The organism is Blautia sp. MB18-30 (assembly GCF_023669475.1).
In the GTDB taxonomy this organism is placed as follows: domain Bacteria; phylum Bacillota; class Clostridia; order Lachnospirales; family Lachnospiraceae; genus Blautia_A; species Blautia_A fusiformis.
On sequence record NZ_JAMOYY010000011.1, the window covers coordinates 64,420 to 90,164 of the forward strand.

A 25,745-nucleotide genomic window follows, 5' to 3' on the forward strand; every position below is an offset into this window, starting at 1 on the left:
AATGCCCAAATAACGATAAACTCAAAGCACTTCCATATGTCACCTCTCTTTAGCTCATTTCAATTCCACAGAGAATTCACCACTCCTTCTGCTGTATCGATAAATGGAAGATGTCAGATAATCCTCTTCCGGAGTTGCTTTCTCGAGCGTATCACTTAGAACTTCTTTCAAATCTTCCGGATAAACCACATCCGCATTATGGACCATTACTTCATGAACACTGGTGAAAACCAGATACAGGTCTGAACCCAGAAGTTCAGAAAGACGTCTGGCTACCCCGGGCAAAAAGATTGCTGCCGCTCCATTAGTACGCTTTTCTGTACTCAGGCAATTCCCGGCAATCCCTTTATTTGGATGGTATGTTCCAAGGATATCCATGAAATTATCTCCTTCATATGTCTTATCAAACAGCATTTTTTCCCAATGATAGATTCTTGGTGGACTGATAAAATATGTATTTATTAGAGCAGCTTCGAAAACAGTATCCGCATCTTTTCCCCATTTCTCCACAAAGCTTTTCTTGATCTTTGCACTCAGAACATATCCCTCTTTTTCTCCTGCAAGATAATAAACCACTAAAGCAATATCTCCGATTTTGTGATGAACCAACTCCTTCAGTATAGTCCTGTTTTTATCTGCATTCAGAAGTCGAATAAAAAGTCTGCTTTTTACCTTCTCATAATCTTTCAGATCGTCCAAATCACATAGCACACAATTTTCACTGACTTTTTTTATCTCCCTAACACAATCATGAACGATATTTTCAAAAGAATGTTCCTGACAGTACCTTTTATAAAGCTCTTCTGTATGCAACCCGCAGACTGTTTTTGCCTTTTCCATATGACCACTCTCTACAAATAGCCTATCTCCCAAACAGCCATATTTTTCTCCATCGTTTGAAAAATAAATTTCTTCTTCCTTCAGGTCCATAGCCGCAAGAAGAAGCTTTCTCAGGTCCGTGACAAAAGTTTCATAACTTTTTTCCATATTTAATTTCCTTTCTGTGAAACAAAGCGGACGAATGTCCCGACAAAATCCTGTGCGTTCTCACAACGACGCACAAAATGATTCTGATCTGATAACATGATTAGATATTTCTGTGGAAAGAACTTCCACTGTAGAATTGCAGAGAGCAGATTTCTCTGCTGAATCTGAGTTGCCTGCTATATGGACAAGTATAATAGAAGTTTTCAGATTTGTAAAGAAGTTTTCATCGACAGAAAAAGCAGCTTCCGCTGCCTTTTGCTGTCATACCTTTTGTATTGTTTAAGATTTGTGTCTCATTCCGAAATATCAGTAATGGATTTCTCCATGTTTCTCCAGATAATCCAGAAATCCCTCACAACCTTCCTGTATATCTTCATAAGTTTCGTCAAAATTTCCTGTATACCAAGGATCCGCAATATCCCGTCCTGATCCGGCAAAAGTCAGAAACTTATAAAGCTTCTCTTCCGGGTCATTCTTCAGCATCCTGTTAAGATTACGCATATTAGCAGAATCCATACCAATAATATAATCGGATTTTTCATAATCCGCCCACGTAATCTGCTTCGCTCTGTGCGGAACCAGTGGTATTCCCACTTCTCTCAGCTTGTTCACTGTTCCTCTGTGAGGTGGATTCCCAATCTCCTCTGTACTTGTTGCAAAACTGTCGATCAAAAACTGATCTGAAAGGCCGAGCATTTTTACCTTGTGCGTAAAAACACTCTCGGCCATGGTTGATCTGCAGATATTGCCGTGGCATACAAAGAGTACGCGTATACTCATATTTTCTCCTTTCAAAATGCGCTATCCTGCTGTCATTTGCAGCGATTTGCGCGGTGTAAATTCTTCTTTATGTATCGGTCATTTCTATACAGAAAATGCAAAACTTAGCAAAATATTGCAAGATGTGTACAGTAATCGTAGTAGAAACGTAGTAAAAAGCGGGTGGAGGTACTACTGACTTTCCTCACTTAAATGCGATTGAATTCTTTCATCAATGAGAATATTAACATTGTCTCCGACAAAAGCCTTAAATGGGAATCCATCAACATCTATTATTTCAGATTTTAATGATACTTCTACACCCAGACGCTTGCTATCATTTATTATTCTATAATCAAAAAGAGACTCTGCGCTCCCTTTTGCTTGTTTAATACAAGACAGAAGTTCTTTTTCAGTTGATACTTGTGGTAAAATTCCAAGTATCAATGCTAATTCACTTAATAACTCTTTCTTTACCGCAAAACTTTCATCTACCGTTTTATCAAGTGCAGCAAATTGCAAAGAACGAACAATGTCAGAGAATTGAGCATAGATTTGTTCATTACTTTTTTCTTCCCAATAACTAACTTCATTAGCGGCTGCAGACGGCTTTCCATTAAACGTTGTATTCGGTGAAAAAGCGTAATAACTTTCCACCGCCCCCCGTCGAAGAATAAAACATCCTAAATTTTCTAAAATATCAAACAGTACAGTAATTCTCTTCTTAAGACTTATCCACTCATGTGAATCTGGCCAAGTTGCTAGTTCATCTGCACTAACCGTAAATAACCGTGCAACCAATGCACGACGGATAATTTTATCTTCCTCTGCTTCTGGATCTCGGTTTATCCAATACGGATGTTGGTTAAAAATCGTTACCATATTCTCTTTTTGAGTTCGAATTAACTCATCTGTTTTTGTCTTTATATCCCTAATCATACTTTGAAGATCCCCATTGCCATAATCATTAGCAATGTCAGTTGCTTCAGGTAAACCCGAAAATAAATTAATAATACTATTATCATCTGTAAAGCCATCTAAATCCGTTAAGACACATACTTCTTTACCAATAAGTCTAAACAGTTTTGTAATAATAGGGAACTGTCCTTTTCCTTCAACCGGAATAATTTGTGAACCTGCCACATCTAAATTTAAGTTAAGTCTATTGCAAAGATATCGACATAAAATCATATCGCTGGAACCTTCAATAAGCATTACTTTTTTAGCAAAAAAGCCCTCATTATATATAAGACTCATTCGCAAAAGAAATTCTTTCAATTTTATGCTATTCAATTCCGGTGTATCTGGCGAAATTTGTTTAGGTAATGCATCTTTACTAAAAAACACAAAGTTACACAACTCAGATGCAGTATTTAATTCAAGCATCTCTGCAGAATGGGTTGAAATAATAATAGTTTTATTGTATCTTTTTGCAGCACTTTTCATCTCACGAAGAAGATATGATTGTAATTGCGGATGCAAAGATACTTCTGGCTCATCAATTAATAATACTTCAACCACTTCATCAAATAGGGCAGCCAAAATTGAAATAACATTAACTAATCCACTTGCTTCTGCTGCAACTGAGTATTCTTGCTCACTATCGGTCTTTCCAAAAAACACCTTCATATGTCCAGCATCCCAACGAATAAAAATATTTCTATTAAATAACACCGATAACCTCTCAGATACCTTAATAAAAACATCCTTTCGTTCGTCCATTGCAAAGAAATCTCCACTTGCAGTTTCAATTTGTAAACGAGCACGTTTTGTCGCTTGATCCCCAAGTGTATAATCATCAATGGTATAACTGTATTGATTTGTTTTTGATCTATATTGTTCCATATTTCCAATTCTATTTGATGATAAATATCGAACCTTATCGCCACCTAACTTTCTTTTCATAATATCCCTTATTTTTTTCAATGTTTGAGTCTTTCCGGAAGCATTTGTACCAACCAATATTGTTAATCCCGAATACAGTGTTATTTGAACCTCTTGGTTGCCAAAAATCTTTTCCACGTTAAACTGTAATGTATGAGGATATTCCATAGTAATCACCTTGTCTTTCTCACATAAATTATATAATACTATTTCTTCTTTGATATATTTCTACTCGCGTTGTTCAACGGATTTATTGTACCATATTTATACAAGATTCTCTATACAAAAAACGCCCTGCAACCGCAAAGCGTCTTTCGTTTTCTTCTATAATCATATCGCCTTAAACATCTTCTGCAACACCGTCTTTTCTGCCTGCGTCCGTTCCAATTCCTTTCTGGCATTCTGCAGGTCTTCCAGCCGCTTCAATTCATCCTCTGCATCCTCAAGTCCCAGATGCGTATAGGTGTTAAGCGTAACACCTATATAACTATGTCTCATAAGGTACTGTAGCGTCTTCGGGTTCATTCCCGATTTCGCCATATTGCTGCAATACGTGTGTCGACAAATATGTGGACGTGTCAAGTATGGGACAAAAAAAGTATTTCTTTTTTCTTGCCGGAAAGTACCTGACCATTCCTATCAGGTACCCCAGCACTTTTATTATGTTCCACAAAATCGCTCTTGTCTAGAACATTTTATCTCTGCCCCAAAAATACATCATCAAAATTCCATTCAATTTCGATTTCCTCCTGGCTATGCACCTGGATAACCTTGATGATCTCCCGTAATTTCTCTGTATCGAATTTCTCCATGTTCAGAAATTCTTCCAGTTTCATTTCCTTCGCAGTATTGTCCTGCTCAAGCATCTTTGCATCACGTTCAGACTCTGCTATCTTTCGTCTGATTTCTTCCAGCTGTCTGCCTATCTTTTCCGCTTTCTGCTTGTACAATTCCCGGTCAATACGGTCATCTTTGTACTCATCATAAAGTTTCATTTTTTCAGAAGACAACTGGCGGCTCTGTTTCAATAATTCTGCAACATTCGTCTCCATATCTTTGCTCTGGTTCTTTGATTCAACAATCTTCCGGTTTTCCAGCATGGAAGATGCAAACTGATGAACAAGCTCCAGGATATGCTTTTCCATTGGCTCACGTCTGACCACCAAACTTCGACAGACATGATCACCGCTGGTACGCCCATCCGAACATTTCAGTAGATGCTCCGTTTCTCTTACCAGACAATGACCACAGTGTGCACACAGCATCAGTGCTGGCTGTTTCTTGTGTCTTGCCAGCGTATAATTGGTTCTTGTTTCTGCAACACCCCTGGATTTTTTCGGATGCAGTCTGTTCGCTTTTTCAAACAGTTCCCTGTCAACAATCGGATCATGGTGGTTTTCCAGTCTGATCCAGTCAGACTCGTCATTAAGAACCGCTTTATGACCGGTGTGCATACTGCAGCGTGTTTTACCCCATATCCGGGTTCCAATATAAATCTCATCCCGGATGATTGCAGATACTGTGGTTGGATTCCAGCGTTTTTTCATGATGGTATCAAACCGTCGGGACTGAACCTGCTCTCCTCTTGACATTTTCTGCTCATCACAGGTGGCAATTTCCTGTTTGTTCAGTTCCCTTGTGATCTCTGCAAAGCTCATACCTTCTGCAGCCATCTGGAAGATCATCTTCACCACTTTAGCCGAATCCGGATCAATTTCCAACCTTCCATCTTTGCCCTTTCTATAACCATATCTGGCATTTACCGGAAGCCTTGTACCGTTTTTCATTCTGGTCTGCATTGCGGATGAGATTTTTTTCGACAAATCCAGGCTATACATGTTATAAACCAGATTCTTGAAAGCCACATTCATACCGCCGGTCATCCCAGAGCTGGCTTCACTGTCATAACTGTCATTAATGGAAATAAACCGAATCTGAAGAAGCGGGAAAATATATTCAATATAAAATCCCACTTCCAGATAGTCCCTGCCAAACCTGGAAAAATCTTTCACAACTACACAGCCTATCTGTCCGCTTTTCATATCCTCCTGCAGCTGTTGAAAACCATTGCGTTTGAAATGGGTGCCGCTGACACCGTCATCCACATATTCCAGGATATCTGCCCCATCCACGCCAAGCTGATCGATCACAAACGATTTCAACAGGATCCTCTGAGAAGTCACACTGTCACTTTCCAGTTTGGTTCTGCCATCCACATTCCCATCTTCCATAGATAAACGGATATAGACAGCTGTTTTCCTATTTTCTGTCATCTTGACTGTGCCTCCTTCTCTTTCATTATCTTTTGCAATTCAGCGAACTGGTCATCATATACCAGTTTGATCTCATAATCATACTTACCATGGATAATAATGGAATCCACAAAGGCTTCCACCATTTCTTTTGTCAGCTTCCGCTTAGACATATAAGTATGTATCACTTTCCCCCATCCTTCTTCGATATGATAATCTTTGGAATACCGTACCTGCGCCGTCAATACTGCATCCAGACGTCTCTTGATGTTTTCTATTTTATTGGAATAGATACGGGAAAACTGCATGTACTCTTCTTCTGTAATCAGGCGTTCCGAATAATCCTCATATAAATCAGATTTACGCTTACTGATCCGGCTCAGTTCCCGCCGAAGTTTCCCTACTTCCTTGTCCAAAAGCAAATATTGCGTCTGGTTTCTGGAAGCGGAGTTCATTTCCCGGATCATTTTTTCTGTATCCAATACGTTTTTCATATGTGACTGGATCAGACGAAGGACATCTTCATCCATGTATTCTTTTTTGACCCTGTGCCCCTTGCACTGGTTTCCTCCTGATTTATGGTTTGCATTGGCACCGCAGATATAATAAAATGTCCCGGACTTTTCCCTGGACAGGATCATGCGGTTGCCACATCCTCCACACCTGATCTTGCCGATATAAAAATTCTGGCTCCGGATGGCTCCATTATTCAGCTGATGCCTCTTTTTATATTCTTCCGTAAATTCCCTGATTTTTTCCTGCACCTGGCGGAACAGCTTTTTATCTATAATCCCTTCGTGGGTATTCTCTGCATAGATCCACTCACTCTCTGGTCGGTTTCTCTGCTTATTTCCCTGAAAAACGCTCTGCTGATATTTTCCATATACGGAATCGCCGGTACAATGTACATCCTGAAGCACACGTTTTACTTCATAATTATTCCACGGTTTGGACTCTGAGGACGGTTTTTCCCCGGATCTGTAGTACTCCCTTTGCAAAGTTGGGGACAAGACACCATCTGCATTCAGTTTTTTTGCAATATCACTGTAGCTGCAGCCATCCATATACATAGAAAAAATTGCCCGTAAATGTCCGGCAGCTTCCTCATCAACTACCAGCTGGTGCTTGTCCTGTTCTGATTTCCTATATCCATAGGGTTCCCAGGCACCGGTAAATTTTCCTTCTCTTCATAGGTTTTTTTTGCACTGCTGCTCTTTTTTGCAAGGTCTTTAGAATAGAACTCATTGATAATATTCTTTAAGGGAACAGTCAGATCTACTCCCTCACGGAAAGAATCAAAATCATCCGTCACTGCCAGGAACCGTACATGAAAGAACGGGAATACACGCTCAATATAATTGCTTGTTTCTACATAATTCCTGCCAAGCCTGGACAAATCCTTTACAATCACGCAGTTGATTTTCCCATGCTTGATATCTTCCATCATCTGCGTAAATCCAGGACGATCGAAATTTGTACCGGAATAATCAGAATCCTTATAAACTTCTGCAACCGAAATATCCTCTGTATCAGCCACATAGTTTTTCATCAGTTCCACCTGGGTTTCTATCGTCCCCCTCTCTATCGTTTCCTCTGTTTCCGTAGAAATCCTTGCATATAACCCTGCCCGGAACGGTCTTTTGATCTCTTCCTGGACGGCTGCACTGCTGACCGTTTCAGGAATGCTTTTCCTGCTTTTTCGTGCCATTTTATACAACCTCCTTTATCTTGACCTGCAGATTGTTATCCAGATCTGTTGCAGCCTCCACTCCCATAGCCGGAAGCTGTGTCAGCAATGCCTGATAACAGTCATCAAAGTCAAAGACGATCTCAATATTCTTTTTGTCATGGACTCTGATTTCCCGAATCAATTCCACAATTACCGTCCTGGTCAGCACTTCAATATCCTGATATTTCACAAAATAATCCAGCCATGTGTTAGAAGCGTCTGCTTTTTCCAGCATGTTATCCATTTCTTTCTGGATTGCCCGGATACTCTCTTCTGCATTCCTTAGCCTTTTTCCATATGCTGCATGAAATTCTACATAATCTTCTTTTGATACGATGCCCTCTTTCATATCGGAATAAAGCATCATGCGGAGTTCCTTACAGCGTTCTGTCTCCATTTTTTTCTTTTCCAGCCTGTCCTGGAGTTTTTTCACATTGATTTCCTGAAATGGTACAGTCCCGATAAACTCCAACACCCTTTTCAAATGCAGGATGTTCTGGATATGCTGTTTCAGTATTACCAATACCACGTTTTCCAGATCTTTTTCCGGGATCCTGTGACTGGAGCAGCGTTTCGTTTCTTTATTTGTGGAACATAAATAATAGACATATTTCTTTCCACCCACTGTTGAGACCTTTCTCGTCATCGGTGCCCCGCAATCCGCACATACAGCAATGCCGGACAGCAGATACACCTGCTTCTGGTCAGGAGAAGTACGGGTATCCATCCCCAAAAGCCGCTGGACGATCTCAAAATCCCTTTCACTTACCAGCGGTTCGTGGTTCTTTTCAATACGGATCCAATCATCTTCCGGCTTTACGTAGGACTGCTTCACTTTATGGTTCGGTGTCGTACGTTTCCCCTGCACAAGGTTTCCAATATAAACCTCATTTTCCAGTATTCTGCGTACGGTAACAGAACTCCAAAGAGCCTGCTCTTTCTGTCGGAACCCGGTTTCATAATGACTCCCGCTGCTAATCTTATATTCAAATGGGGAAAGCACACCCAGTTCATTCAGGCGGTTGGCAATCGCATCCTGGCTCATTCCCTGCAGTTTCATCTTAAAGATGTCCTGCACTACACTGCCTGCAACCGGATCAATCTCCAGCCTATGCTTGTCTGCCTTTGCTTTCTTATACCCGAATGCCACAAAAGGTGTGACACATTCGCCTTTTTTCCTCTTAATCTCAAGGTTACTTCTTATCTTAATGGAAATGTCACGGCAATAAGTATCGTTGATTAATTTTTTGAATGGGATAATAATGTCATCAGCCTGATTCTTTCCCTGAAGGCTGTCATAATTGTCATTTATGGCAATAAAGCGCACACCAAGAGCCGGGAATAAACGTTCAATGTACTTCCCGAAATCAATGTATTCCCGCCCAAACCGAGATAAACCTTTCACCACTACGCAATCAACAATCCCACGCCTGATATCTTCCAGCATAGCCTGGAATGCAGGGCGCTCAAAATTAGAGCCTGTGTAGCCATCGTCAACCCGGACGGAAACAACTTCTATATCTTTTTTGTCTTTCAGGAAATCCAGAATCAGAGCCTTCTGGTTAGAAATGCTGTTACTTTCCAATTTTGCAGAACTGGAAAGATCGCCATCTTCTTTGGATAATCTGACATAGATGGCGGCACGATAGATTTTATTGAAATTCTGATACATATCTTACCTCCTCTTATTACGTCAAAAAACCCATGTAATAAAAGGGGCCGCATAATTTGTCCTTACAGACATTTTAGCACAGCCACCCCAAACTTTCCAGTACTTTTTCAGACACTCAGAAGCATATTTTCAAATGCCTGCTCCAAAGATATCCCGTTATTGGCAAACCTTACTTTGACCTTCATATTGCCGATCCGGACCAGATACGGATTTCCTACCTTATTCAGATATGATTCCCGCCGTTCCTTCAGGCTTTTATTCCTGTCTGCTTTTACAGTCAGTAAATCTGTCATTTCATCAATATTTACATCACTAAAATCCTGTTCCAGATACTTTCTATATTCTTCTGCTGTCATAATCCCCCTCCTCATAAACTCCTGTCTGAATCTCCACTGCTCTGGTAATCCTCCGCATTGCATCAGAGCTGACATGACCACATTTTTGGATGATACTCTGAACATCAATGCTTGTGATCTGTTCCGCCAGTACCAGCCCATGCCGTTTCAAGCCAACCATTTCATAACGGTTAATAAACACATGGGTCGGAAGATAACGTTTTTTGTACACCCTTGAAGTAAACGGCACTACCGTTACCACCGGGCTGTATGTATTCGCTTTATTATTGCTGACAACCACTACCGGACGGATTCCACTCTGAAGGGAAGTACCCGGAACCTATCCCAAATTAACCATAAGGATATCGCCTCTTTCAATTTTCATTTATTCGTTCCTCCCATCCTGAAATTTAATCGTAAAGCATCCATTATTAGCTCCACAGGAATACGGCAGAGACATTCAAAATGAACGCTCTGCCGCATAACCTCTATAGCCAATTTTCGATTATTAAACAGTGCTCGCTCGATTCTATTTATCCTCGATACCCCGAATCGTTTATCCTGCTGACGCAGGCAGGGAATAATAACCTATCTGACTGCATTCGCCAGATCACAACCCATATGCTCACGCACACAGGCTCCGACAGTTCATAGGTTTGCCGGTTACAGACTTTTCACGGTCCGCAAGTGTATCGCACCCTATACAGATCATCGTATCATCAACCTGCCAGTTGATTTTCGGTCAGTGCTTATTCGCTCGTCCGATCTTCATCAGAGTCATGGCGGCAGTTTCCTTGTGCTTCCTGCATAAGATGTCACGTCAGTTATTACTGGGTATTCAGTTTCCAATGTGCTTTTGAGGAGTCCTTAAAACTCTCTCTAATTACTAAATTCAACCGACTTGCCCGGATGCAAAAAAATCTGCTGATTTTTCAAAAATATTTTCCTGATACATTCTCCGCATCTTGTGTAAAATTGTTTTCAGCTTGTACGCCAGAACCTGCCGGGACACTCCCATAATCCCTGCCAGCTGTACCTGCGTTTTATTCTCAAAATAAATACTGTAAATAATCATCCGTTCTTCTGCATCCAGCTGATTAATCACCTTATGGATATCTCGTCTCTCCACACTGCTGATCACGCTGTCTTCGACATCACAGCTATAGTCCGGGAAATCCTCGATAGAGAATTCATAATCCTGTCCATTCGTCTCGCTGTAAGGGATTTCCCGCAGTTTCCATTCAACACTCTCACCTTTTTCATTTTTAATTTCGACCTTCCTTGGCTGGCTGCTTCGGTAAAAATTATTCATGGCATAAGCCACTTCCTTTGTGATTTCAATCATCTTTCCATCTACATTTGCGTAGTATTTCCCGTCGTATTTATATGGATGTTCAATATACATATCCGTCCTCCTGAATTTGAAATTTGTTTGCCAGTTTCAAATTCAGAAGGCGGTCCTCTGATCTGGTTCATGCCTACTCCACCAACTACTGCCAGGTAAAACCTGCAGGTATTGGCTGAAAAATTCAGGCACGAAAAAAAGCCCCAGTAGTCTTTTTTAACTACTGAGGCTTCCGTCTCTCAAATATAATTCAGTTTTCTATGCCTTCTTTCATCAGCATAACCATTGTATCAGAACAATGTTCAGAAAGTGTCCGTTTACAGGGCTTAATAGTTCATTATTCTCATTGGTTTGTACACATTTTCCAGGGAAATGTTCACTTACTCTTTTTCCCTAACAGCTCATCCATTTTTATCTGAAAATCTAAGGATTTTTCATCAGCTCTCCATCCACATACATCTGGAACTTTTCTGGATCATGGACAATATCATAGTCCATTCCCCATTCAACAGGCTTATATTCCACCACCATTACCGGTTCCTGTCCTTCTATCTCATCTTCCCAGAGATATACTCTAAGATTCAGGCTGGTGGCATACCCATAATCTGTAGAGAATCTAACAGACTGAAAAGAATTATCCTTGCATTTTTTGACAAGGAGTTTTGCAAAATCCTCTTTATCTTCAATCTGTTTTCTGTTTGCAACAACAGTAAGTGTTTCATCTTGATTTATTTTCATACTGCTAATGACATCCGGCTCTCCCTCTTTATGCTTCTGCGCACAGCCCGAAACAAGGGCTGCTGCCAATAACAGACATAATAACGTATGCTTTTCCCTCTTCACTTTGATGATCACCTCCAGTCTGCTGTCAAAATACTTACTGCATAGTTAATTACTTCCTCCGGTGTTGGTCGGTTCCCTTGTAAATGTCAAGCAAATTTTTACATCGTAAGGTAATGAGTTTTTTCTTCGTACGATAAGCAGTTTTTTACACTGTTCGGTAAGAAGATTTTTACATTGTATGGTAAGGAGTATTTTACTCCCTATGGTAAAGAGATTTTTACACCTCTTCCTGCCTAGATAAGGTAGTCCCTTTAGCTGAACATATCAGGATGTTTCAGCCTGAAGGACTCTCCTCTGAAAGAATAGCAGTTCGCATGGTGAAGAATCCTGTCCAGCAGGGCCGTGGTCAGAACTGAATCACCCATCATCTCAGCCCAGTCCATGATCTCTTTGTTGGTAGTAAAGATAATGGATGATGTTTCATAGGTATCACTGATGAAAGTGAAGAAACGGTTTGCCTGACTTCTGGTGATAGGTGTGTATCCGATCTCATCAATGATGATAAGCTGTGCCTTCTTCAGGTTTTTTAGCCGGAATCCAGCAGAACGTTCTGTTTCTGCAGTATCCAGTATCTTTACCAGATTGACCATCTTCTCAAAGCAGACGGTATAACCATTGTTGACCGCATGCAGCCCAAGTCCTGCCGCAACCATTGTTTTACCAAGGCCAGGCGGGCCTGCCAAAACGATGTTTCCGCCATTGTCCAGCTAGGATAATCCTTTCAGTTTATCCAGCTGTGCCTGTGTAATCCCGGAATCAAGTTCTTCAGGATCGAATTCCTCCAGCGGCCTGATGTTTGGAGGAAAATGTGCTGCAGAGTAGTTCCTTTTCCTGCGGCGTTCATTCCTTCCGACTACTTCTGTTTCAAGTACAGCAAGTAGGAATTCCCTGCAGGAAGAACTTTCCAGATCTGCTGTTTCCAGCAGGTCCGGTAATGCTTTGGCTAAATGTTTCAAAGTAAAAGTTTGAAGTAATGATATCAGTCTTTCAACAGGAATACGTCCGGTATCCATGCTTTTCATGATCTGTCTGTTCATACGGCAGCCTCCTGCCCGGAACGGTTCACACGTTCCTGAAAGGCTTTTCCGTATACGGAAAGATCCTTGTATTCCACACGGTCAGATGAAACCACAACTCTGGCCCCGTCAGAATCCGCAAGACTTCTTCCTGCTTTGACGTATTCATACACGACTTTAAACTGTGAGAACTGATATCTGTAGTTGTCGCAACAGCGTTTCATTACATCTGCAACGAGCGCTCTGTCCGGATTCTCTGAATCCAGGAACTGTTCGATTGCTCCAAGCTGTTTGCTGATATGGCGTGGATTTTCCTTCTTCACACCGTTGATGAAATGCTGGAAATCATAACAGTTCCATTTATCACAAAGCCGTTCCATGATCTCAATCCAGTCTCCTGAATCACCTTTACGGTGTTCCGGAAGCTGATTAAAGCTACCTCTGCGTTCACTCAAAAGATGCGTACAGAGGAAACGTAGATCTTCATCATAAATATGTATCTTTCCTGCCGTGATCTTATATTTGACTACACTGTACGCATAACTGCGCGGGACAGAGTAGCGGCAGGATCTGAAAAGAACATAGGGTGTTCCTTTGCATTCATAAGCAATAAAACTATTTGGCGATGTTTCATAAACAGACGGAAGTACAGAACGCAGGGAATCTTTTTCGATATCCCTGAAGACTGCCATCGGGATCCTTAAAGTCGCCCGATGGATACGTTTATTTTTCCGTTCAAGCCATCCCGGCAGGGAACGCCAGACATCATCGATACAGGTGATTGTTCTGGCACTGAAAAAGTTTTTCTTCACAAAACCAACCGAGTTTTCTATAGGTCCCTTACTTTCAGGATCTGCTTTATTACATACCCAGAGCTTCAAATCCTGTTCCGTACAGAAATCCCCAAAGATTCTGGTCTTGATAACTTCACCATAAGTTTCACTGGCTACAAATACAGCATCCTGATCAATGACCAGGACAGCCGGTCTGCCTCCAAGCTTACAGAAACTGCGGTAGATCGCCTGGCAGGCTTTTGTGGCATTATACTTATGGTCCTGGGCATAAACACACAGGATCCTGCTGTAACGCAGGAGAAGGCAGATAAAGTGAATGGAACCTCGTCTGGAGAGTGTGACCTCCCCAAAATCAATTAGCATCTGTTCTCCCGGAGGAGTATCAAACACATGATCATAGATCCTGCGATGCTGGTCACTGGGATCGATCTGTCCGCTTTCTTCCAGATGATGGACATAATTACGCAGGGTCTGCTCATTTTCCGGAAGGCAGTCAAACGATCCGTTTTCAATGAATTTCTCCTCGAGGAGATCATAAACAGAGGATATGCAGAAATCTTTTCTGCTGTTCGCTTCCAGAATGGAAATGATGGCTTCCTTAAAAGGCGAAACATCAAATGCCTTGTCTTTAATAAGCTTTTTTCCCGGATCCTCCGGGATGACATCCATGTCATAGTACTTGGATATCGTAGGGCGGCTTGGGGGTTTCAGACCCTGTTCCTTGTAATAGGTCAGGATCTCCGTTTTCGTATAGCCGCGAAGTTTTAAGTCTTGAATTTCCTGCATCTGTGTTTTTCGCAGCATAGTGATCTCCTTTCGGTATATTTACTGAATTCAGTATACCGTGGAAATCGGCTGTGTTCTCCTTTGATTTACTCACCACATGTAGGAAAAATGTTAAAAAGTGCTTACCGCGGCAAGAAAAAACTGCTTACCGTGGAGTGAAAAAACTCCTTACCATGTGGTGGCAAAATCATCTTACCGCACACATTCCCTTTTATTTTAACCTTGCGCCATTCCGCCTGTACCTTTGGATCCGGGTTATCATATCCGGCATCAATTGCTCTCTGGATTTTCGCATATACCTCTTCTGGAGTGGTATGGAATTTTTCAGCGACCTTCTCAAAAATAGTATTTCTGTTCATTTTATATCCCCTCTTTTTGAATTAGTATTAGTTCTTTAGAACTACTATAGCACAGATAAAAACAAAACAGAATCCCTATTCGTTTGACAAATTGTGACAAAAACCACAAAAAAAGAAGGGCTTTCCGCCCCTCCTAATAAATATTATTCTGTTAATGCCCTGACCGCTTTGATAATTTTCTTCTGCTCTTCTTTTGGAAGTTTCCCGATCATTTCTGATAATTCATTCGTCACACCAGTTACAGAATGTGCCACAACATCTATCAGAAGTGAATCTGCAGAAACTTCCAGAGCGTTGGCTATCGCAACAAACGTATCCAGTTTTGCGGCTTTCAATCCCCGCTCAATCACACTTACATGTGTCGGACTCAGTTCCACCATGGCAGCCAAATCTTCCTGTGTCAGACCTTTTGCTTCCCTTGCCATCTTAATTCTCTGTCCTACAGCTTTCAGATCCATCGCAGCACCTCCTTTAGAACTATTTTTCGGTCTAAAGTTAGTATAACTACCGCCTGTTCCGATATACAGAAGCTGTAAAACAAGTTATCGTTCTATAGAACTATTTTTATTATTTATATCACTAAATTATTCATAATTAGCGGTATTTTTCATTATCATTCTTTTATTTCAAACAACCCTCTATCGTCAGCCGGATACACTATTCCTGAAATAGTAGACGTTTGATTATTGGGATCGAGATGCACTTGTTTCCTATGTGCCATAAAATAAACGTGTTCTTTTTCTAACTGTATTTTATATAGCCATCCCGCTCCCCAAAATGAAGAATAATTATTCTTATGTGAGAAAGTCACTTCATGCAGTGGCGAACTATATAATCCATCGGCATTAAGTAGTTCTTCTTTCTGTATTTCATTTGTCATTCCCCAAAAGCCATAAAAAATGCCTTTTTTAACTGCTTCCATAATTAAATACATTTTTTCATAGAGTAGTTTTTCTTCCTCTGATACATCTTCCGTTTCTGATATTATTTCTAGTGCTTTTTCTGAAAAGGGAAGTAACTTTTCTTTTTCCCTCATTAATAAATACTTCTGAGTTGCGGAACTATTGAGTAAATTTTGATGTTTTTTATAGAATACAGCAATTGTCTTTACCAATAATGTTCTTTCGACTGATATTTGAACATCTGAAATAGCATTTTTCACTTTATATGTCCAGCTTTCAGGTATAACTTTTTCATACTCTCCACCTGAAATAATAACTGCTACAAGTTGTTCAAATATACTTCCAAACTTAACTGCCGTTAATGCAAATGATTTTATTTCATCATCGGAAGATATTAACTCAGCAGTTGGCAGAAAAAAATCTCTATGTTCTATTGAATCATCTGTAAGAACATTAACAAATGTTTTATATGCCATATTCCAAGAATAAAAATAGAATTGAGATGTTTTCTTTTCAGCAAATTGTTCATATTGGCCAAATGCTTCATTATCTTTATATTTTTCTTCGATACCCATTTCTAATTGAAATAATTCTCTACCTTCTTCTGTTTTTCGAAGAAGTTTTCCCAATCTAATCGAATAATCTAGCACATTCATTCTTTTCTACTCCTTTTCTAATTCATTCATAAGTTTGTACATTAAAATCCGAGATGTAACACCACAAAGTTTTTTTATCTGTAATGTCGAAATACTAGACATATTTAATCCATGAATTAATTCATTTCTTATTTTTCTGGCTTTATTCAGGAGATCTTTTTCATCTGAAGATACCGGTATATCAAGTCTTCTAATAAGAAGATCTAATTTTGTACCAAAGCTTACCTCTGTCAACTTACTCTGTACCATTTTTTGGATACTTTCATTAATTGCAACTATATTATCTTCCGAAAAGCCATCAATTTCCTTAATTTCTATTTTTTCAATTATGCTATTAGTAAGAACTCTTCTTTCTGGTTTCGTAAAACAACCTCTACCAGCTTTATCAGCATATTCATCAAAAATATTTTTTCCTTTTTCACCATTTACAATGAATTCGAGTGCCATAGAACAATAAATCACTCTATCATAAACATCATCGGTGTTCCATGCTTGTACAATCCATTTTAATGCATACTGTAATCTAAGAATCTTTTTGTTTTCCGTCTGCAGCTTACAGAAAAAGCTTTCAATCCAATCATAATCAAACAAATACTCTGCATTATCATCCAGTTTGATTGATGCCGGGATCTTCATATTTTCATCTGCAAGAGTTATTGACTCCCCTAAAATGCAGTTCTCAATATAAAACACCGAACCGAGACTAATACGTGGATAATGACTCCTTATATCCCAAACATTATAATCGAACTGTCCAGTTCCAAACCAATCAGTATACATATCATTTTTTAACATGAATGATAAGAACTCTGTCGCTAAAATTAATAATTTTTTCCCTGAAGAGAACGCATTATATAAAGAATCGGATTTTATATTTACCCAGGCAACTGTAACACATTCTTCTGATAAATCAGTTAGATATTGTTTAAATTTTTCCGATACATTAATCCCATTTCCAATCCTAACATTTCCAATAACACAATCTTCTATGTCTATTTCTATATTTTTTAATAAACCTACGACTATATAATTATGTATATGTTTTTCATCTGAATTAGGAAATACTACTCCATTCACATTGCTATCCGCATGGTTTACAATAAAATCCATCATTGAAAATGGATTGCAAATATTCTCAAATAGAGTATTTTTGCATTGAGTGGACTGCATAATTTCTATTGGATATGGATGAATATATAACAAGTACTCTGCATCACATTTCTCGATTCTAACAATATTTCCCCTATATTTTAAATCATATTCCGGTAAATCAACCGATAGCTCCACATCACAATATAACGATTGTGTAGACAATCCACGTTGCATCTCTTCTTCCGAAACACAAACCAATAATGAATCTCCCTCTTTATTACACAAAAAACTAAACCAAGTAATTTTATAATCTTCATCATTCAGTGATACTATTGACGTAACCCATTTTACGTTTCTTTGTTTAATTATTTTCTCAATAGCAACTTTGTTTTCGGTTCTATGACTATTGGCTTTGTAATTCAGAATACCTGCAGAATCGGTCTTAACCAATCTTTCCTTATGCATATTTAGATTTTCATGATACAACGTACTTTGTTCAGATGACAACGGCATAATTTCATTTGTTTCAATATCCACACTACAAACAATATTCTTACCATTTTTAGCGATAAACCTCAAAATTGTATATATAATCTCAGCGGTTCCCCAAATCATGATTTCCTCTAATTGATAATCCTGATTATTAATAACAGCTCTACTCCCAAGCTTAAAGACATCATGTATTGTTTTTATCTTTTTATCCAATTATTTAGCCCTCCATCTGTTGTTTTTTCAGTGTTTCTAACATTGCCAAGGATTTATCAGATCTATATATTCGCAATAACATTATTATATATCTCAACAATCTCAGTCACCACAAGAAACATAGCGTTTGTGCATTTGTGCCTTTGTATCATTTACATCTTTCCCATTTTAATTGATTGAGCAGTAAATACATCTTTGCTTTGCCCTTTCTATTAGCTCAATTTCTTATAGAAAAGCATATCACAAATCCACTGATTAAACTAGTTTGTTCCTGTACATTATATATACATTTATCCTTAAGTCTGTCTATAATCATCACTATTCAATTCATACCTAAAGCTGAACTTCTCTCTCCTGCAAGTTTCCGATACTTCTGCAGATAACGAATTAAAGTAAACTATTCATCGTACTTTTTTCTCTGTATACCAAATCCTGTTATCTTCTCTCTGCTCTTGGATAATATCATCTGCAATCTTTACCATTGAATCTTCGTATTTCATCCCAATCACCTACTCTTCTTCCACACCCAAGGAGGGTTTGAATCTTTTGTTTTTTGCCTGCGGCACTACGATCTCGTAAAAGTAGAACCCAAGATACCGCAATGCCTGTTTCTTCATTTTATAAAACGAAGTCCTTCCAATGCCAAGTTCCTGCTGGACTTCCACATCTGTTTTATTGTAATGGCTACAAAAACAGGAATGAATAATCTCACTGAGCATCACTCCGTCCGGCACATAGTACTTTACCAGTGTAATCCCCCGGTAAACCATATCCGACAATCCATATATGACCATCAGATTGTTCATTTCATGCCTCAGTTTCGTTACATTCAGCTGCTTCCCGTAAATATCAAGATAGCTCAACGCATATGCCATATCCTCATTGATCTTCTCCTGGCACTCCATTTCCAGTTCTTTCAGTACCATCTTATTTTCCAAAATCAATTTTTGGTAATTCACCATCAATGCCTTTATGTCTTCATAATGCCTGTCCATGCTTACTTCCAGATAATCCTGTGCATGGGTTGCCATCTGGAACGTAATCTCTTTCATTGATTTAATTGCATAATCTCTGTCTGTCATAAATCTTTATTTCTCCTTATCAACAATCACACTAACTGGTAGGTCTTGCAGACCAGTTCGCCTTCCCCATGATTTTGATGGAAAGCAATCTAAATTACTCTTTGCAGAATCCATATTCCAAATGGTATTTGTGGGGAACACCAGCTGATCAGAATACGGATCCTTATGTAAAACCAACGGGATATAAAGGGAAAGTGACTATCTCCGCCGGTTAATATTCTTCTTATTAATTATGAAATCTTCCTTTCCATGAACTATTTGTCCACTTCAAAAAACAAATGGCTTTCCTTTCCCTGTACCATACAGGTGTACATCGTACCAACACCGCCTGCTTTTCTGCTGGCACATCGTTCAATCTTAAGCACCTTATCAATCTTGTATTTTCTGCCGTCTTCCCAAACAAATAAGATTGGAATCAGGCAGCCTTCCTTACTGAACTCTGCTACCACATCAACATATACCTTATTCATACCGCCACCTCCATCACAGGATTTCGATTGCTCTTGGGGATGCCGGAAATCTCCGGATATATCCACTTTTCTCTAACTGCCTGATCCTTGAAAATACCGTTGATGTTGAAGCAACTCCCAGTAATGCCCCCAGTTCCCTGACCGTTGGCGGAAATCCATGCTCCTCGGTAAATCTTACAATGCACTGATAGCTTTCTTCCTGTTTTCTGGTTAATGTCTGTTTCAAATCTATCCCTCCCATTATCCATGAAAATAACTGTGAGGATGGACCGTATGTGTACCGGCGTCCAAGTGGGATAAGACTTTATCCTGGTACATTGCTGCCCGCTGTATGCTGAAATATCCAAACCGTCGTCTGATCTCATCCACAGCCCGATCCAGCCTTTCTAATTTTTCCCGTTTCTCCTGATTATCAAATAGATCAAGCTGAACCGGAATATCTTCCATTACCAGATCAGACCCCCTCACGCCAAGGCTCCGTATCGGATGCTCCCATCTGTAATGTTTCTTAAATAATTCAAATGCTGCTTTTACAATTTCATCCGTAATATTCGTTGGCTGGCTGATATGCATCTGCCTTGTGATGCTGTCCAGCCCGTTGTCCCGGATTGATATTTCCACCACATTACATTTGAAACCATGTGTCCGTAATCTGGCAGATACACTTTCCGATAACGCCATCAGAATAATCCACACATCCAGATCCGTTTCCAGGTCTCTCGGTGTCGTTGTACTGTTTCCAATCGACTTGACCGGAGCTTCATATCCTTCCGTACAAACCGGATCCGAGTCATATCCATTTGCAAATGCCCATAACACCAGACCGATTTTCCAAAATGGCTGTCCAGCAGCTTTTCATCTGTCTGTGCCAGCTGGCCAATGGTATGGATCCCCAGTTTTTGCAATTTCTTGTTTGTCTGCCTGCCAACATACAGTAAATCTGACACTGGAAGCCCCCAGACGATTTCTTTGTAATTGCCACGATGAAACTGTGTGATGGCATCCGGCTTTTTATAATCAGAGCCAAGTTTTGCGAATATCTTGTTCCAAGAAATGCCAATACTCACGGTAATACCAAGTTCGTACTTAATCCGGTCACTGATTTCCTGGGCGATCTTCATTCCATCACCTTTGATGATGCTGCTTTCTGTCACATCCAGCCATCCTTCATCTATTCCATACGGCTCAATTTTGTCCGTATACTCTGAATAGATTTCTCTCGCCATACTGGAGAATCTCAAATACAGATCCATCCTCGGCGGCACAAAAATGATTTCCGGACAAGCCTGTTTTGCCTGCCAAAGTGCCATTCCTGTTTTTACCCCGCATTTCTTCGCAATATAATTTGCCGTCAACACAATACCATGTCTTGCTTCCGGATCGCCGCCTACAGCAAGTGGCTTTCCCTCTAGTTCCGGATGATGCAGCATTTCTACGCTGGCATAAAAACAATTCATATCACTATGTAAAATTGTCCTGTCACCCATCCTGTTCTCACCTCCGTCCGGCTTTCTTATCATTCCTTGCATGGTTAGTATAAGTCGACATTATGGAGATAGTTAACTGATATTTTGGTTGTATTATCTACATTTTGGAGATTTCTCTTGATTTTATTGTATTTGTGCTGTATAATGCATCTATAAAAATCTAACGGAATTTCATAGAAATGAGGCGAATATATGCGTTCTATTGGCAGGATTATTGCAGAAAACAGAAAAAAGAAAGGGCTTTCGCAGCCAGAACTTGCAGAATTACTTTCACAGCAGGGCATTGACGTTACAGCGAAGGCAATCTCCAAATGGGAGACGAATGCACGAGAACCAGGACTGCATGTTTTTCTGACTCTCTGTAAATTATTGGATATTGAAGATATTTATGATGCTTATTTTGGGAAAAACCCATACAGTGTAATGGACGGTCTGAATCAGGAAGGAAAAGATAAAATAAAAGATTACGCAAAAATACTAAAAGCCTCCGGCTTGTTTGAACCAGTAGTTGCAAACATTATTCCTTTCCGCAAAAAAGAAATATTTATGGACATCTTCGGAGATGCTGTTTCTGCAGGTACCGGTAATTTCCTGACAGATGCGCCAAAAGAATCTTATGAAGTTGGCGATCTTGCCCCGGACAATGTAGACTTCGGAGTCCGGATATCTGGTGACAGTATGGAACCGGAATACTACAACGGGGAAATTGCATGGATCCAGCAAAAAGACAGCATCTGCAATGGAGAGGTTGGTATTTTCTACCTCAATGGAGATGCCTACATCAAAAAACTCCATGATGAACCGGATGGATTATTCCTGATCTCCCTGAATAAAAAATACAAACCTATCGCAATTCAGGAATCGGACTCTTTTAAAATATTCGGCAGAGTTGTCGGCAAGTGTGATGCTTCCGACATCCCCGGTTTTCAATAATCGTAATACAGTCCGTGCCATTCAAACTGGCCGTTGAAACAATAATAAAGTTAAAGGAAGTGATTGGATGGCAATCAGCAACATCCTGAAAGATATTCGTGTGGAGCGAAATCTAATTCAAGAAGACCTTGCAGAAGCAACCGGCTCCTACCAGCCTAAGATGAAAGAATTTTCCGGTGCAACTCCCGTCTCTGTTGAACAGGAATTTTATATCAATATGCTTTACTCCAACCTTTGTGCAATCGTTAAGAACGATGCTGATGAGAAAATAGCTGCATCTTCCAGACCAGATAATGAATATCAGTATCAGGCAAACCGCTCCTATATTATTGGCCGATTAAAATACCTGGTTATCAGGTTACTTTGCTGAGAGTTTCAACGCAGTGTAATATATGATCTCTTTCGCTCCGCTTCCAGACATCGGTCTCAAATATAGCCAGGCCGGAAGTTTTCGCGCAAAAAGAAGAAGGATAATATACGAACCCATTTCAATCATAAAAAAATCATCAGTATAAGGATCTTCCTTATCTTACATATGCAATATTCATGAAAGGCGGTGAGTCCCGGGCCTGTCTGTCAGAAGTCATAATACTGTTTGCACGAACATTCCCGCAAGTCAAAAGAATGTTCAAAGCTGGCGCATTATGCATCTTTTAATACTTGCCGGTATGGCATCATCTATTTTCAGTCTACCACTGCGCCCATAACACAAAAAACAGCCAACTGAACTCTGGGAAATTCAAGTGCATACGCTATAATAAAATTTCAAACCGCAATTTCAAAATTTGTCATACTGTCGGATTGCTTAAGTTGACCGCATTTGTGTCTGACCCCCAGTGCCACTTACAGAGTGCACTACTGTTACAAAATCTCGCATCTAATGATTCTGCAAGTACTTATTTAGCCGGATATTTTTCAGCATTTTTAACGAGTTTATTCATAATCATCTGAGTCATATCTATACCGTAAGCATTGGCCAGATCAATACTATATATCAGAACATCTGCTAGCTCCTCTTTTATACGTTCCATCATTTCAGGAGACGGCTCAGTCTTCTTATTCGTCCACTGGAAGATTTCTAACAGTTCCGATGCTTCTATATTAATGCTTACAATCAAGTCTTTTGCATTGTGATACGATTTCCACTTCCGATCTTTGTTAAACAGATCAATAAATTCACGAATTTGACAAAGAGGTAAATTATCATCTGATAATGCTGTTGCATCTGAAAGTTTCATTAAAAGTTCTTTCAACACCTCTTCTTTTTCTTTTCCATCAATGTCTATCACAATGTCTGCGATGGCAAGAAGTCCTTCCAGATCTCCTTCAGCACGATGTGTAGAATCAAATACTTCAGCTCCACGAATAGAGATATGTTGCTGAAGAGTATCGTCATTAGCATGAAGAACAACTTCGTAAACAGGTGCAGGCCAACATATCATTTTTATAGCATTTAAAAAATTAATATGGCGAATTCCATCAATTACAAAAGGTAATTCCTTCTTGCGTCCAATATGTTTCACTGTTTGAGATGCAAATTCAACCCAACCATTTTCGATATAGGCTACTCCAAGATCCTGCAATTGTTCTCTTGTTGGCGTTGTAATGCCTTGTTTTTTCAACTCAGCTTTCAAGAAATCACTTACTGAACCGTGTATACCACCAATTTCATTTGCTATCATTTTACCAATAGTTGTTTTGCCGCTTCCAATTTTTCCAGAAATACAATATACTGGTGCCTGCATCATCTTTGAAGCAACTGAAGGTTCCTCGTCTCCTATAACATCCTCCGACGCTAGCTCTTTATCATCCTGATTGGGCTGATATAGTTCCAACCAAGCCTGGCGATTCTTAAATTTGATTACAAACGGGTCGAACCCCAACAGATGCGTTATTGGAATCAAAGTAGCATATCTGCTTTTTGATTTTCTTTCCCACCAATCATCTTCTATACACAGACGATCATTAAAATCATTTTTTATTTGTTCTACTTCAGCAGGAGACATTATCTCCTTTGAAATCACCTTGCCAGCCTCAAAAACAGATTCAAAACCTCCTCCAGACCGTTTAATGATTATAATATCACCAGGAAATACTCTCTTCCACGGTACAATTTTATTCTGTGAAAATCGAGATTCAATGGTCTTTTCCCCTTTCATAATCTTTGTTATATAAGGTTCAACCATGACAGCCACATGAATATGGCTGTCACGAAGAACTTCAATTTTTGAGATCCAGTACTGGTCTCCAGATGCTTTAATTCGATCAGTTAATTGTGTCAGAATCATTTCTTTATCAATCATATTGCAATCCTCCATGATGAACCATATTCCTCTGCTTCAAGACGTATTACATCTAGAAGCTTTCCCTGAATTTTCTCAAGCTGCTCCAGTTCTTCCTTATTAGGAATTCTATAGCCATTTTCCACAATAACTTCAAAGATATCTCTATCAATATTACGCAGGATCATTTTTAAAACCGCCATATTATTACACCAGAATACGCGGTTGCCACTGGTCCAAACATTGATAGTTTTCTTCCCACCAAAGCTTCTTTTCACAGATGGATAAATATCATCATTGAAAATACGTTCTAACTCAATGTTATAATTATCAATCTTGCTTTCACATGTTCTGTATTTGATACGGATGTTATTTACACATGCTTCATCCCATTCAGGTTCTATAATACTGACATCATGTGTACATGTGGTAATAACATTATACACCTTTTCAACAATAAGGAGGTCACCGATTCTCCAATTTTCAGGATTACAGTAAATTCCATTTGTCTTTAAAACATTCTGTTCATATGGCGGAGTATGATAAGTTACTACGCCAGTGAAATAATGCTTTTTAACAAAGCCATAATCCTTCTTGATCATCTCCAACAGTGAGTAGGTTTCACTCTCTGTCTTTGCCCTGGTAAACTTTGGCGGCATAATACACATAATCTGAGTATCCAGGGCACTCATAATAGCAGCTCTATCAAAGAAGAGCTGGTAGTAGTTTAAGTACCATGGCGGATCCATCACAACAATATCTGCATGAATTGAAAGAAGCTCTGTACAGGAACCATTTAAATTACAGTTAATACATAATGCACGATTTGGGTCAATTCCGATAGAGTGCTTGTCCGCATTAATATCCACCAGTACCAGTTTTGCATGTAAAAAAGACTTATTATAGCAATATCTAAATAATGTTGGAGCTCCGAGGAAAACAATCACTGCATTTTTCTTTTTTATGATTTTTTTAACGGCATTAGCCATATACTCAAGTCCCTGACGGCTAAATCGCCAGTCATAATCCAGAATATGAGGAACTGGAAGTACATCTGGCATATCTTCAAAACCGTGAATATTCGTGTTTGATGCCGATGCCATTATTCTAATATATTTAGATTTTCTAATCTTGTTTGATCTATACAGTCTCTTAATAGATTTCTGAAGGTCGATTGGATGAATACCACGATTATTCTTCATAATCATATAAAAGTCATCATAATCATCCATTAAAGCTAATACTGTCTCATCCATCTGACTCATAAACTGTAAAATGCTATCAACTACCATGGTAATCTCCTTTCTTACTTCATTTTAATTAGGCGTTTGCGAAACGCCACAAGCCGCATAAATACGGCATTTTTTGTTACCTA

Annotated in this window: 24 protein-coding genes and 2 pseudogenes; 2 read left to right on the forward strand and 24 right to left on the reverse strand. The window is 39.4% G+C overall.

Features of this window, described 5'->3' with window-relative positions:
* Positions 1–54 precede the first annotated feature (54 nt).
* The 22 genes and pseudogenes from NCY57_RS07060 to dinB all read right to left on the reverse strand — a co-directional run bounded on the left by NCY57_RS07060 (position 55) and on the right by dinB (position 21,155).
* The gene (locus NCY57_RS07060) at positions 55–987 is read right to left on the reverse strand and encodes a DUF5688 family protein (protein ID WP_129975279.1); all 933 of its coding nucleotides are present in this window, start codon (positions 985–987) and stop codon (positions 55–57) included.
* 306 nt (positions 988–1,293) lie between these two features.
* Entirely contained in the window at positions 1,294–1,767 is a 474-nt protein-coding gene (locus tag NCY57_RS07065) for a low molecular weight protein-tyrosine-phosphatase (protein WP_173739881.1), read from the reverse strand.
* Between the two features lie 171 nt (positions 1,768–1,938).
* Positions 1,939–3,798, reverse strand: a complete 1,860-nt coding sequence (locus tag NCY57_RS07070; protein WP_118753157.1) for an ATP-dependent nuclease — start codon at positions 3,796–3,798, stop codon at positions 1,939–1,941.
* Between the two features lie 162 nt (positions 3,799–3,960).
* Positions 3,961–4,212 carry a tyrosine-type recombinase/integrase gene (locus tag NCY57_RS07075; RefSeq protein WP_330605112.1) on the reverse strand — a complete coding sequence of 84 codons (252 nt, stop codon included), beginning with the start codon at positions 4,210–4,212 and terminating at the stop codon, positions 3,961–3,963.
* 113 nt (positions 4,213–4,325) lie between these two features.
* Positions 4,326–5,903, reverse strand: coding sequence for a recombinase family protein (locus tag NCY57_RS07080; protein WP_118753158.1), 1,578 nt, complete (start codon positions 5,901–5,903; stop codon positions 4,326–4,328).
* Positions 5,900–6,952, reverse strand: a complete 1,053-nt coding sequence (locus NCY57_RS07085) for a recombinase family protein (RefSeq protein WP_244092777.1) — start codon at positions 6,950–6,952, stop codon at positions 5,900–5,902. The genes NCY57_RS07080 and NCY57_RS07085 overlap by 4 nt, the downstream gene beginning before the upstream one ends.
* A 41-nt stretch (positions 6,953–6,993) precedes the next feature.
* Positions 6,994–7,590 carry a recombinase family protein gene (locus NCY57_RS07090; protein ID WP_244092778.1) on the reverse strand — a complete coding sequence of 199 codons (597 nt, stop codon included), beginning with the start codon at positions 7,588–7,590 and terminating at the stop codon, positions 6,994–6,996.
* A gap of 1 nt (position 7,591) precedes the next feature.
* On the reverse strand, positions 7,592–9,283 hold the full coding sequence (locus tag NCY57_RS07095) for a recombinase family protein (protein ID WP_118753159.1): 1,692 nt from the start codon (positions 9,281–9,283) through the stop codon (positions 7,592–7,594).
* Between the two features lie 107 nt (positions 9,284–9,390).
* Positions 9,391–9,639, reverse strand: coding sequence for a DUF6870 family protein (locus NCY57_RS07100; protein WP_118753160.1), 249 nt, complete (start codon positions 9,637–9,639; stop codon positions 9,391–9,393).
* On the reverse strand, positions 9,620–9,931 hold the full coding sequence (locus NCY57_RS07105) for a type II toxin-antitoxin system PemK/MazF family toxin (RefSeq protein ID WP_330605124.1): 312 nt from the start codon (positions 9,929–9,931) through the stop codon (positions 9,620–9,622). Before NCY57_RS07105 ends, NCY57_RS07100 begins: the two co-directional genes overlap by 20 nt.
* Positions 9,932–10,510: 579 nt before the next feature.
* Positions 10,511–11,023: a sigma-70 family RNA polymerase sigma factor gene (locus NCY57_RS07110; RefSeq protein ID WP_118753161.1), complete on the reverse strand. Its 513-nt coding sequence runs from the start codon at positions 11,021–11,023 to the stop codon at positions 10,511–10,513.
* A gap of 363 nt (positions 11,024–11,386) precedes the next feature.
* Positions 11,387–11,806: a hypothetical protein gene (locus NCY57_RS07115; protein ID WP_250789582.1), complete on the reverse strand. Its 420-nt coding sequence runs from the start codon at positions 11,804–11,806 to the stop codon at positions 11,387–11,389.
* 251 nt (positions 11,807–12,057) lie between these two features.
* Positions 12,058–12,843 (reverse strand): annotated as a pseudogene (istB, locus tag NCY57_RS07120) (IS21-like element helper ATPase IstB).
* Positions 12,840–14,420 (reverse strand): DDE-type integrase/transposase/recombinase, encoded by a 1,581-nt coding sequence (locus NCY57_RS07125; protein WP_118753165.1) that lies wholly within the window; start codon positions 14,418–14,420, stop codon positions 12,840–12,842. The pseudogene istB and the gene NCY57_RS07125 overlap by 4 nt, the downstream one beginning before the upstream one ends.
* A 104-nt stretch (positions 14,421–14,524) precedes the next feature.
* On the reverse strand, positions 14,525–14,761 hold the full coding sequence (locus tag NCY57_RS07130; protein ID WP_244092779.1) for a sporulation initiation factor Spo0A C-terminal domain-containing protein: 237 nt from the start codon (positions 14,759–14,761) through the stop codon (positions 14,525–14,527).
* A 143-nt stretch (positions 14,762–14,904) separates the two neighbouring features.
* Positions 14,905–15,219, reverse strand: a complete 315-nt coding sequence (locus tag NCY57_RS07135; RefSeq protein ID WP_002584939.1) for a helix-turn-helix domain-containing protein — start codon at positions 15,217–15,219, stop codon at positions 14,905–14,907.
* Between the two features lie 155 nt (positions 15,220–15,374).
* Positions 15,375–16,319 carry a hypothetical protein gene (locus NCY57_RS07140; RefSeq protein ID WP_118753166.1) on the reverse strand — a complete coding sequence of 315 codons (945 nt, stop codon included), beginning with the start codon at positions 16,317–16,319 and terminating at the stop codon, positions 15,375–15,377.
* A 6-nt stretch (positions 16,320–16,325) separates the two neighbouring features.
* The gene (locus NCY57_RS07145) at positions 16,326–18,116 is read right to left on the reverse strand and encodes a HEPN domain-containing protein (protein ID WP_173739508.1); all 1,791 of its coding nucleotides are present in this window, start codon (positions 18,114–18,116) and stop codon (positions 16,326–16,328) included.
* A 509-nt stretch (positions 18,117–18,625) separates the two neighbouring features.
* The gene (locus NCY57_RS07150; RefSeq protein WP_118753169.1) at positions 18,626–19,198 is read right to left on the reverse strand and encodes a hypothetical protein; all 573 of its coding nucleotides are present in this window, start codon (positions 19,196–19,198) and stop codon (positions 18,626–18,628) included.
* 254 nt (positions 19,199–19,452) lie between these two features.
* Complete coding sequence (locus NCY57_RS07155; RefSeq protein WP_118753170.1) at positions 19,453–19,668, reverse strand: hypothetical protein; 216 nt, start codon at positions 19,666–19,668, stop codon at positions 19,453–19,455.
* A gap of 13 nt (positions 19,669–19,681) precedes the next feature.
* Positions 19,682–19,894, reverse strand: coding sequence for a LexA family protein (locus NCY57_RS07160; RefSeq protein WP_118753171.1), 213 nt, complete (start codon positions 19,892–19,894; stop codon positions 19,682–19,684).
* Positions 19,895–19,908: 14 nt separating this feature from the next.
* Positions 19,909–21,155: pseudogene (gene dinB / locus NCY57_RS17020) on the reverse strand (DNA polymerase IV).
* A gap of 192 nt (positions 21,156–21,347) precedes the next feature.
* Here dinB and NCY57_RS07170 point away from each other — a divergent pair.
* Positions 21,348–22,088 (forward strand): XRE family transcriptional regulator, encoded by a 741-nt coding sequence (locus tag NCY57_RS07170; protein ID WP_118753172.1) that lies wholly within the window; start codon positions 21,348–21,350, stop codon positions 22,086–22,088.
* A gap of 67 nt (positions 22,089–22,155) precedes the next feature.
* Entirely contained in the window at positions 22,156–22,458 is a 303-nt protein-coding gene (locus tag NCY57_RS07175) for a hypothetical protein (RefSeq protein WP_244092780.1), read from the forward strand.
* A gap of 526 nt (positions 22,459–22,984) precedes the next feature.
* On the opposite strand, the gene NCY57_RS07180 is transcribed toward NCY57_RS07175, so the two are convergent.
* Together NCY57_RS07180 and NCY57_RS07185 are read right to left on the reverse strand one after the other, a co-directional pair.
* Positions 22,985–24,391, reverse strand: a complete 1,407-nt coding sequence (locus NCY57_RS07180; protein WP_173739510.1) for a MazG-like family protein — start codon at positions 24,389–24,391, stop codon at positions 22,985–22,987.
* Positions 24,388–25,662, reverse strand: a complete 1,275-nt coding sequence (locus NCY57_RS07185) for a hypothetical protein (protein WP_173739511.1) — start codon at positions 25,660–25,662, stop codon at positions 24,388–24,390. The genes NCY57_RS07180 and NCY57_RS07185 overlap by 4 nt, the downstream gene beginning before the upstream one ends.
* Positions 25,663–25,745: the final 83 nt, after the last annotated feature.

Excerpts from the sequence above, each read along its gene's own strand:
- NCY57_RS07100 (WP_118753160.1), bottom strand. The coding sequence starts at position 9,639 with ATGACAGCAGAAGAATATAGAAAGTATCTGGAACAGGATTTTAGTGAT.
- NCY57_RS07125 (WP_118753165.1), bottom strand. The coding sequence starts at position 14,420 with ATGCTGCGAAAAACACAGATGCAGGAAATTCAAGACTTAAAACTTCGC.
- NCY57_RS07140 (WP_118753166.1), bottom strand. The coding sequence starts at position 16,319 with ATGAATGTGCTAGATTATTCGATTAGATTGGGAAAACTTCTTCGAAAA.
- NCY57_RS07185 (WP_173739511.1), bottom strand. The coding sequence starts at position 25,662 with ATGGTAGTTGATAGCATTTTACAGTTTATGAGTCAGATGGATGAGACA.
- NCY57_RS07070 (WP_118753157.1), bottom strand. The coding sequence starts at position 3,798 with ATGGAATATCCTCATACATTACAGTTTAACGTGGAAAAGATTTTTGGC.
- NCY57_RS07110 (WP_118753161.1), bottom strand. The coding sequence starts at position 11,023 with ATGTATATTGAACATCCATATAAATACGACGGGAAATACTACGCAAAT.
- NCY57_RS07175 (WP_244092780.1), top strand. The coding sequence starts at position 22,156 with ATGGCAATCAGCAACATCCTGAAAGATATTCGTGTGGAGCGAAATCTA.
- NCY57_RS07135 (WP_002584939.1), bottom strand. The coding sequence starts at position 15,219 with ATGGATCTGAAAGCTGTAGGACAGAGAATTAAGATGGCAAGGGAAGCA.
- NCY57_RS07155 (WP_118753170.1), bottom strand. The coding sequence starts at position 19,668 with ATGAATAAGGTATATGTTGATGTGGTAGCAGAGTTCAGTAAGGAAGGC.
- NCY57_RS07090 (WP_244092778.1), bottom strand. The coding sequence starts at position 7,590 with ATGGCACGAAAAAGCAGGAAAAGCATTCCTGAAACGGTCAGCAGTGCA.
- NCY57_RS07095 (WP_118753159.1), bottom strand. The coding sequence starts at position 9,283 with ATGTATCAGAATTTCAATAAAATCTATCGTGCCGCCATCTATGTCAGA.
- NCY57_RS07085 (WP_244092777.1), bottom strand. The coding sequence starts at position 6,952 with ATGTATATGGATGGCTGCAGCTACAGTGATATTGCAAAAAAACTGAAT.
- NCY57_RS07080 (WP_118753158.1), bottom strand. The coding sequence starts at position 5,903 with ATGACAGAAAATAGGAAAACAGCTGTCTATATCCGTTTATCTATGGAA.
- NCY57_RS07060 (WP_129975279.1), bottom strand. The coding sequence starts at position 987 with ATGGAAAAAAGTTATGAAACTTTTGTCACGGACCTGAGAAAGCTTCTT.
- NCY57_RS07180 (WP_173739510.1), bottom strand. The coding sequence starts at position 24,391 with ATGATTGATAAAGAAATGATTCTGACACAATTAACTGATCGAATTAAA.
- NCY57_RS07150 (WP_118753169.1), bottom strand. The coding sequence starts at position 19,198 with ATGACAGACAGAGATTATGCAATTAAATCAATGAAAGAGATTACGTTC.
- NCY57_RS07065 (WP_173739881.1), bottom strand. The coding sequence starts at position 1,767 with ATGAGTATACGCGTACTCTTTGTATGCCACGGCAATATCTGCAGATCA.
- NCY57_RS07130 (WP_244092779.1), bottom strand. The coding sequence starts at position 14,761 with ATGAACAGAAATACTATTTTTGAGAAGGTCGCTGAAAAATTCCATACC.
- NCY57_RS07170 (WP_118753172.1), top strand. The coding sequence starts at position 21,348 with ATGCGTTCTATTGGCAGGATTATTGCAGAAAACAGAAAAAAGAAAGGG.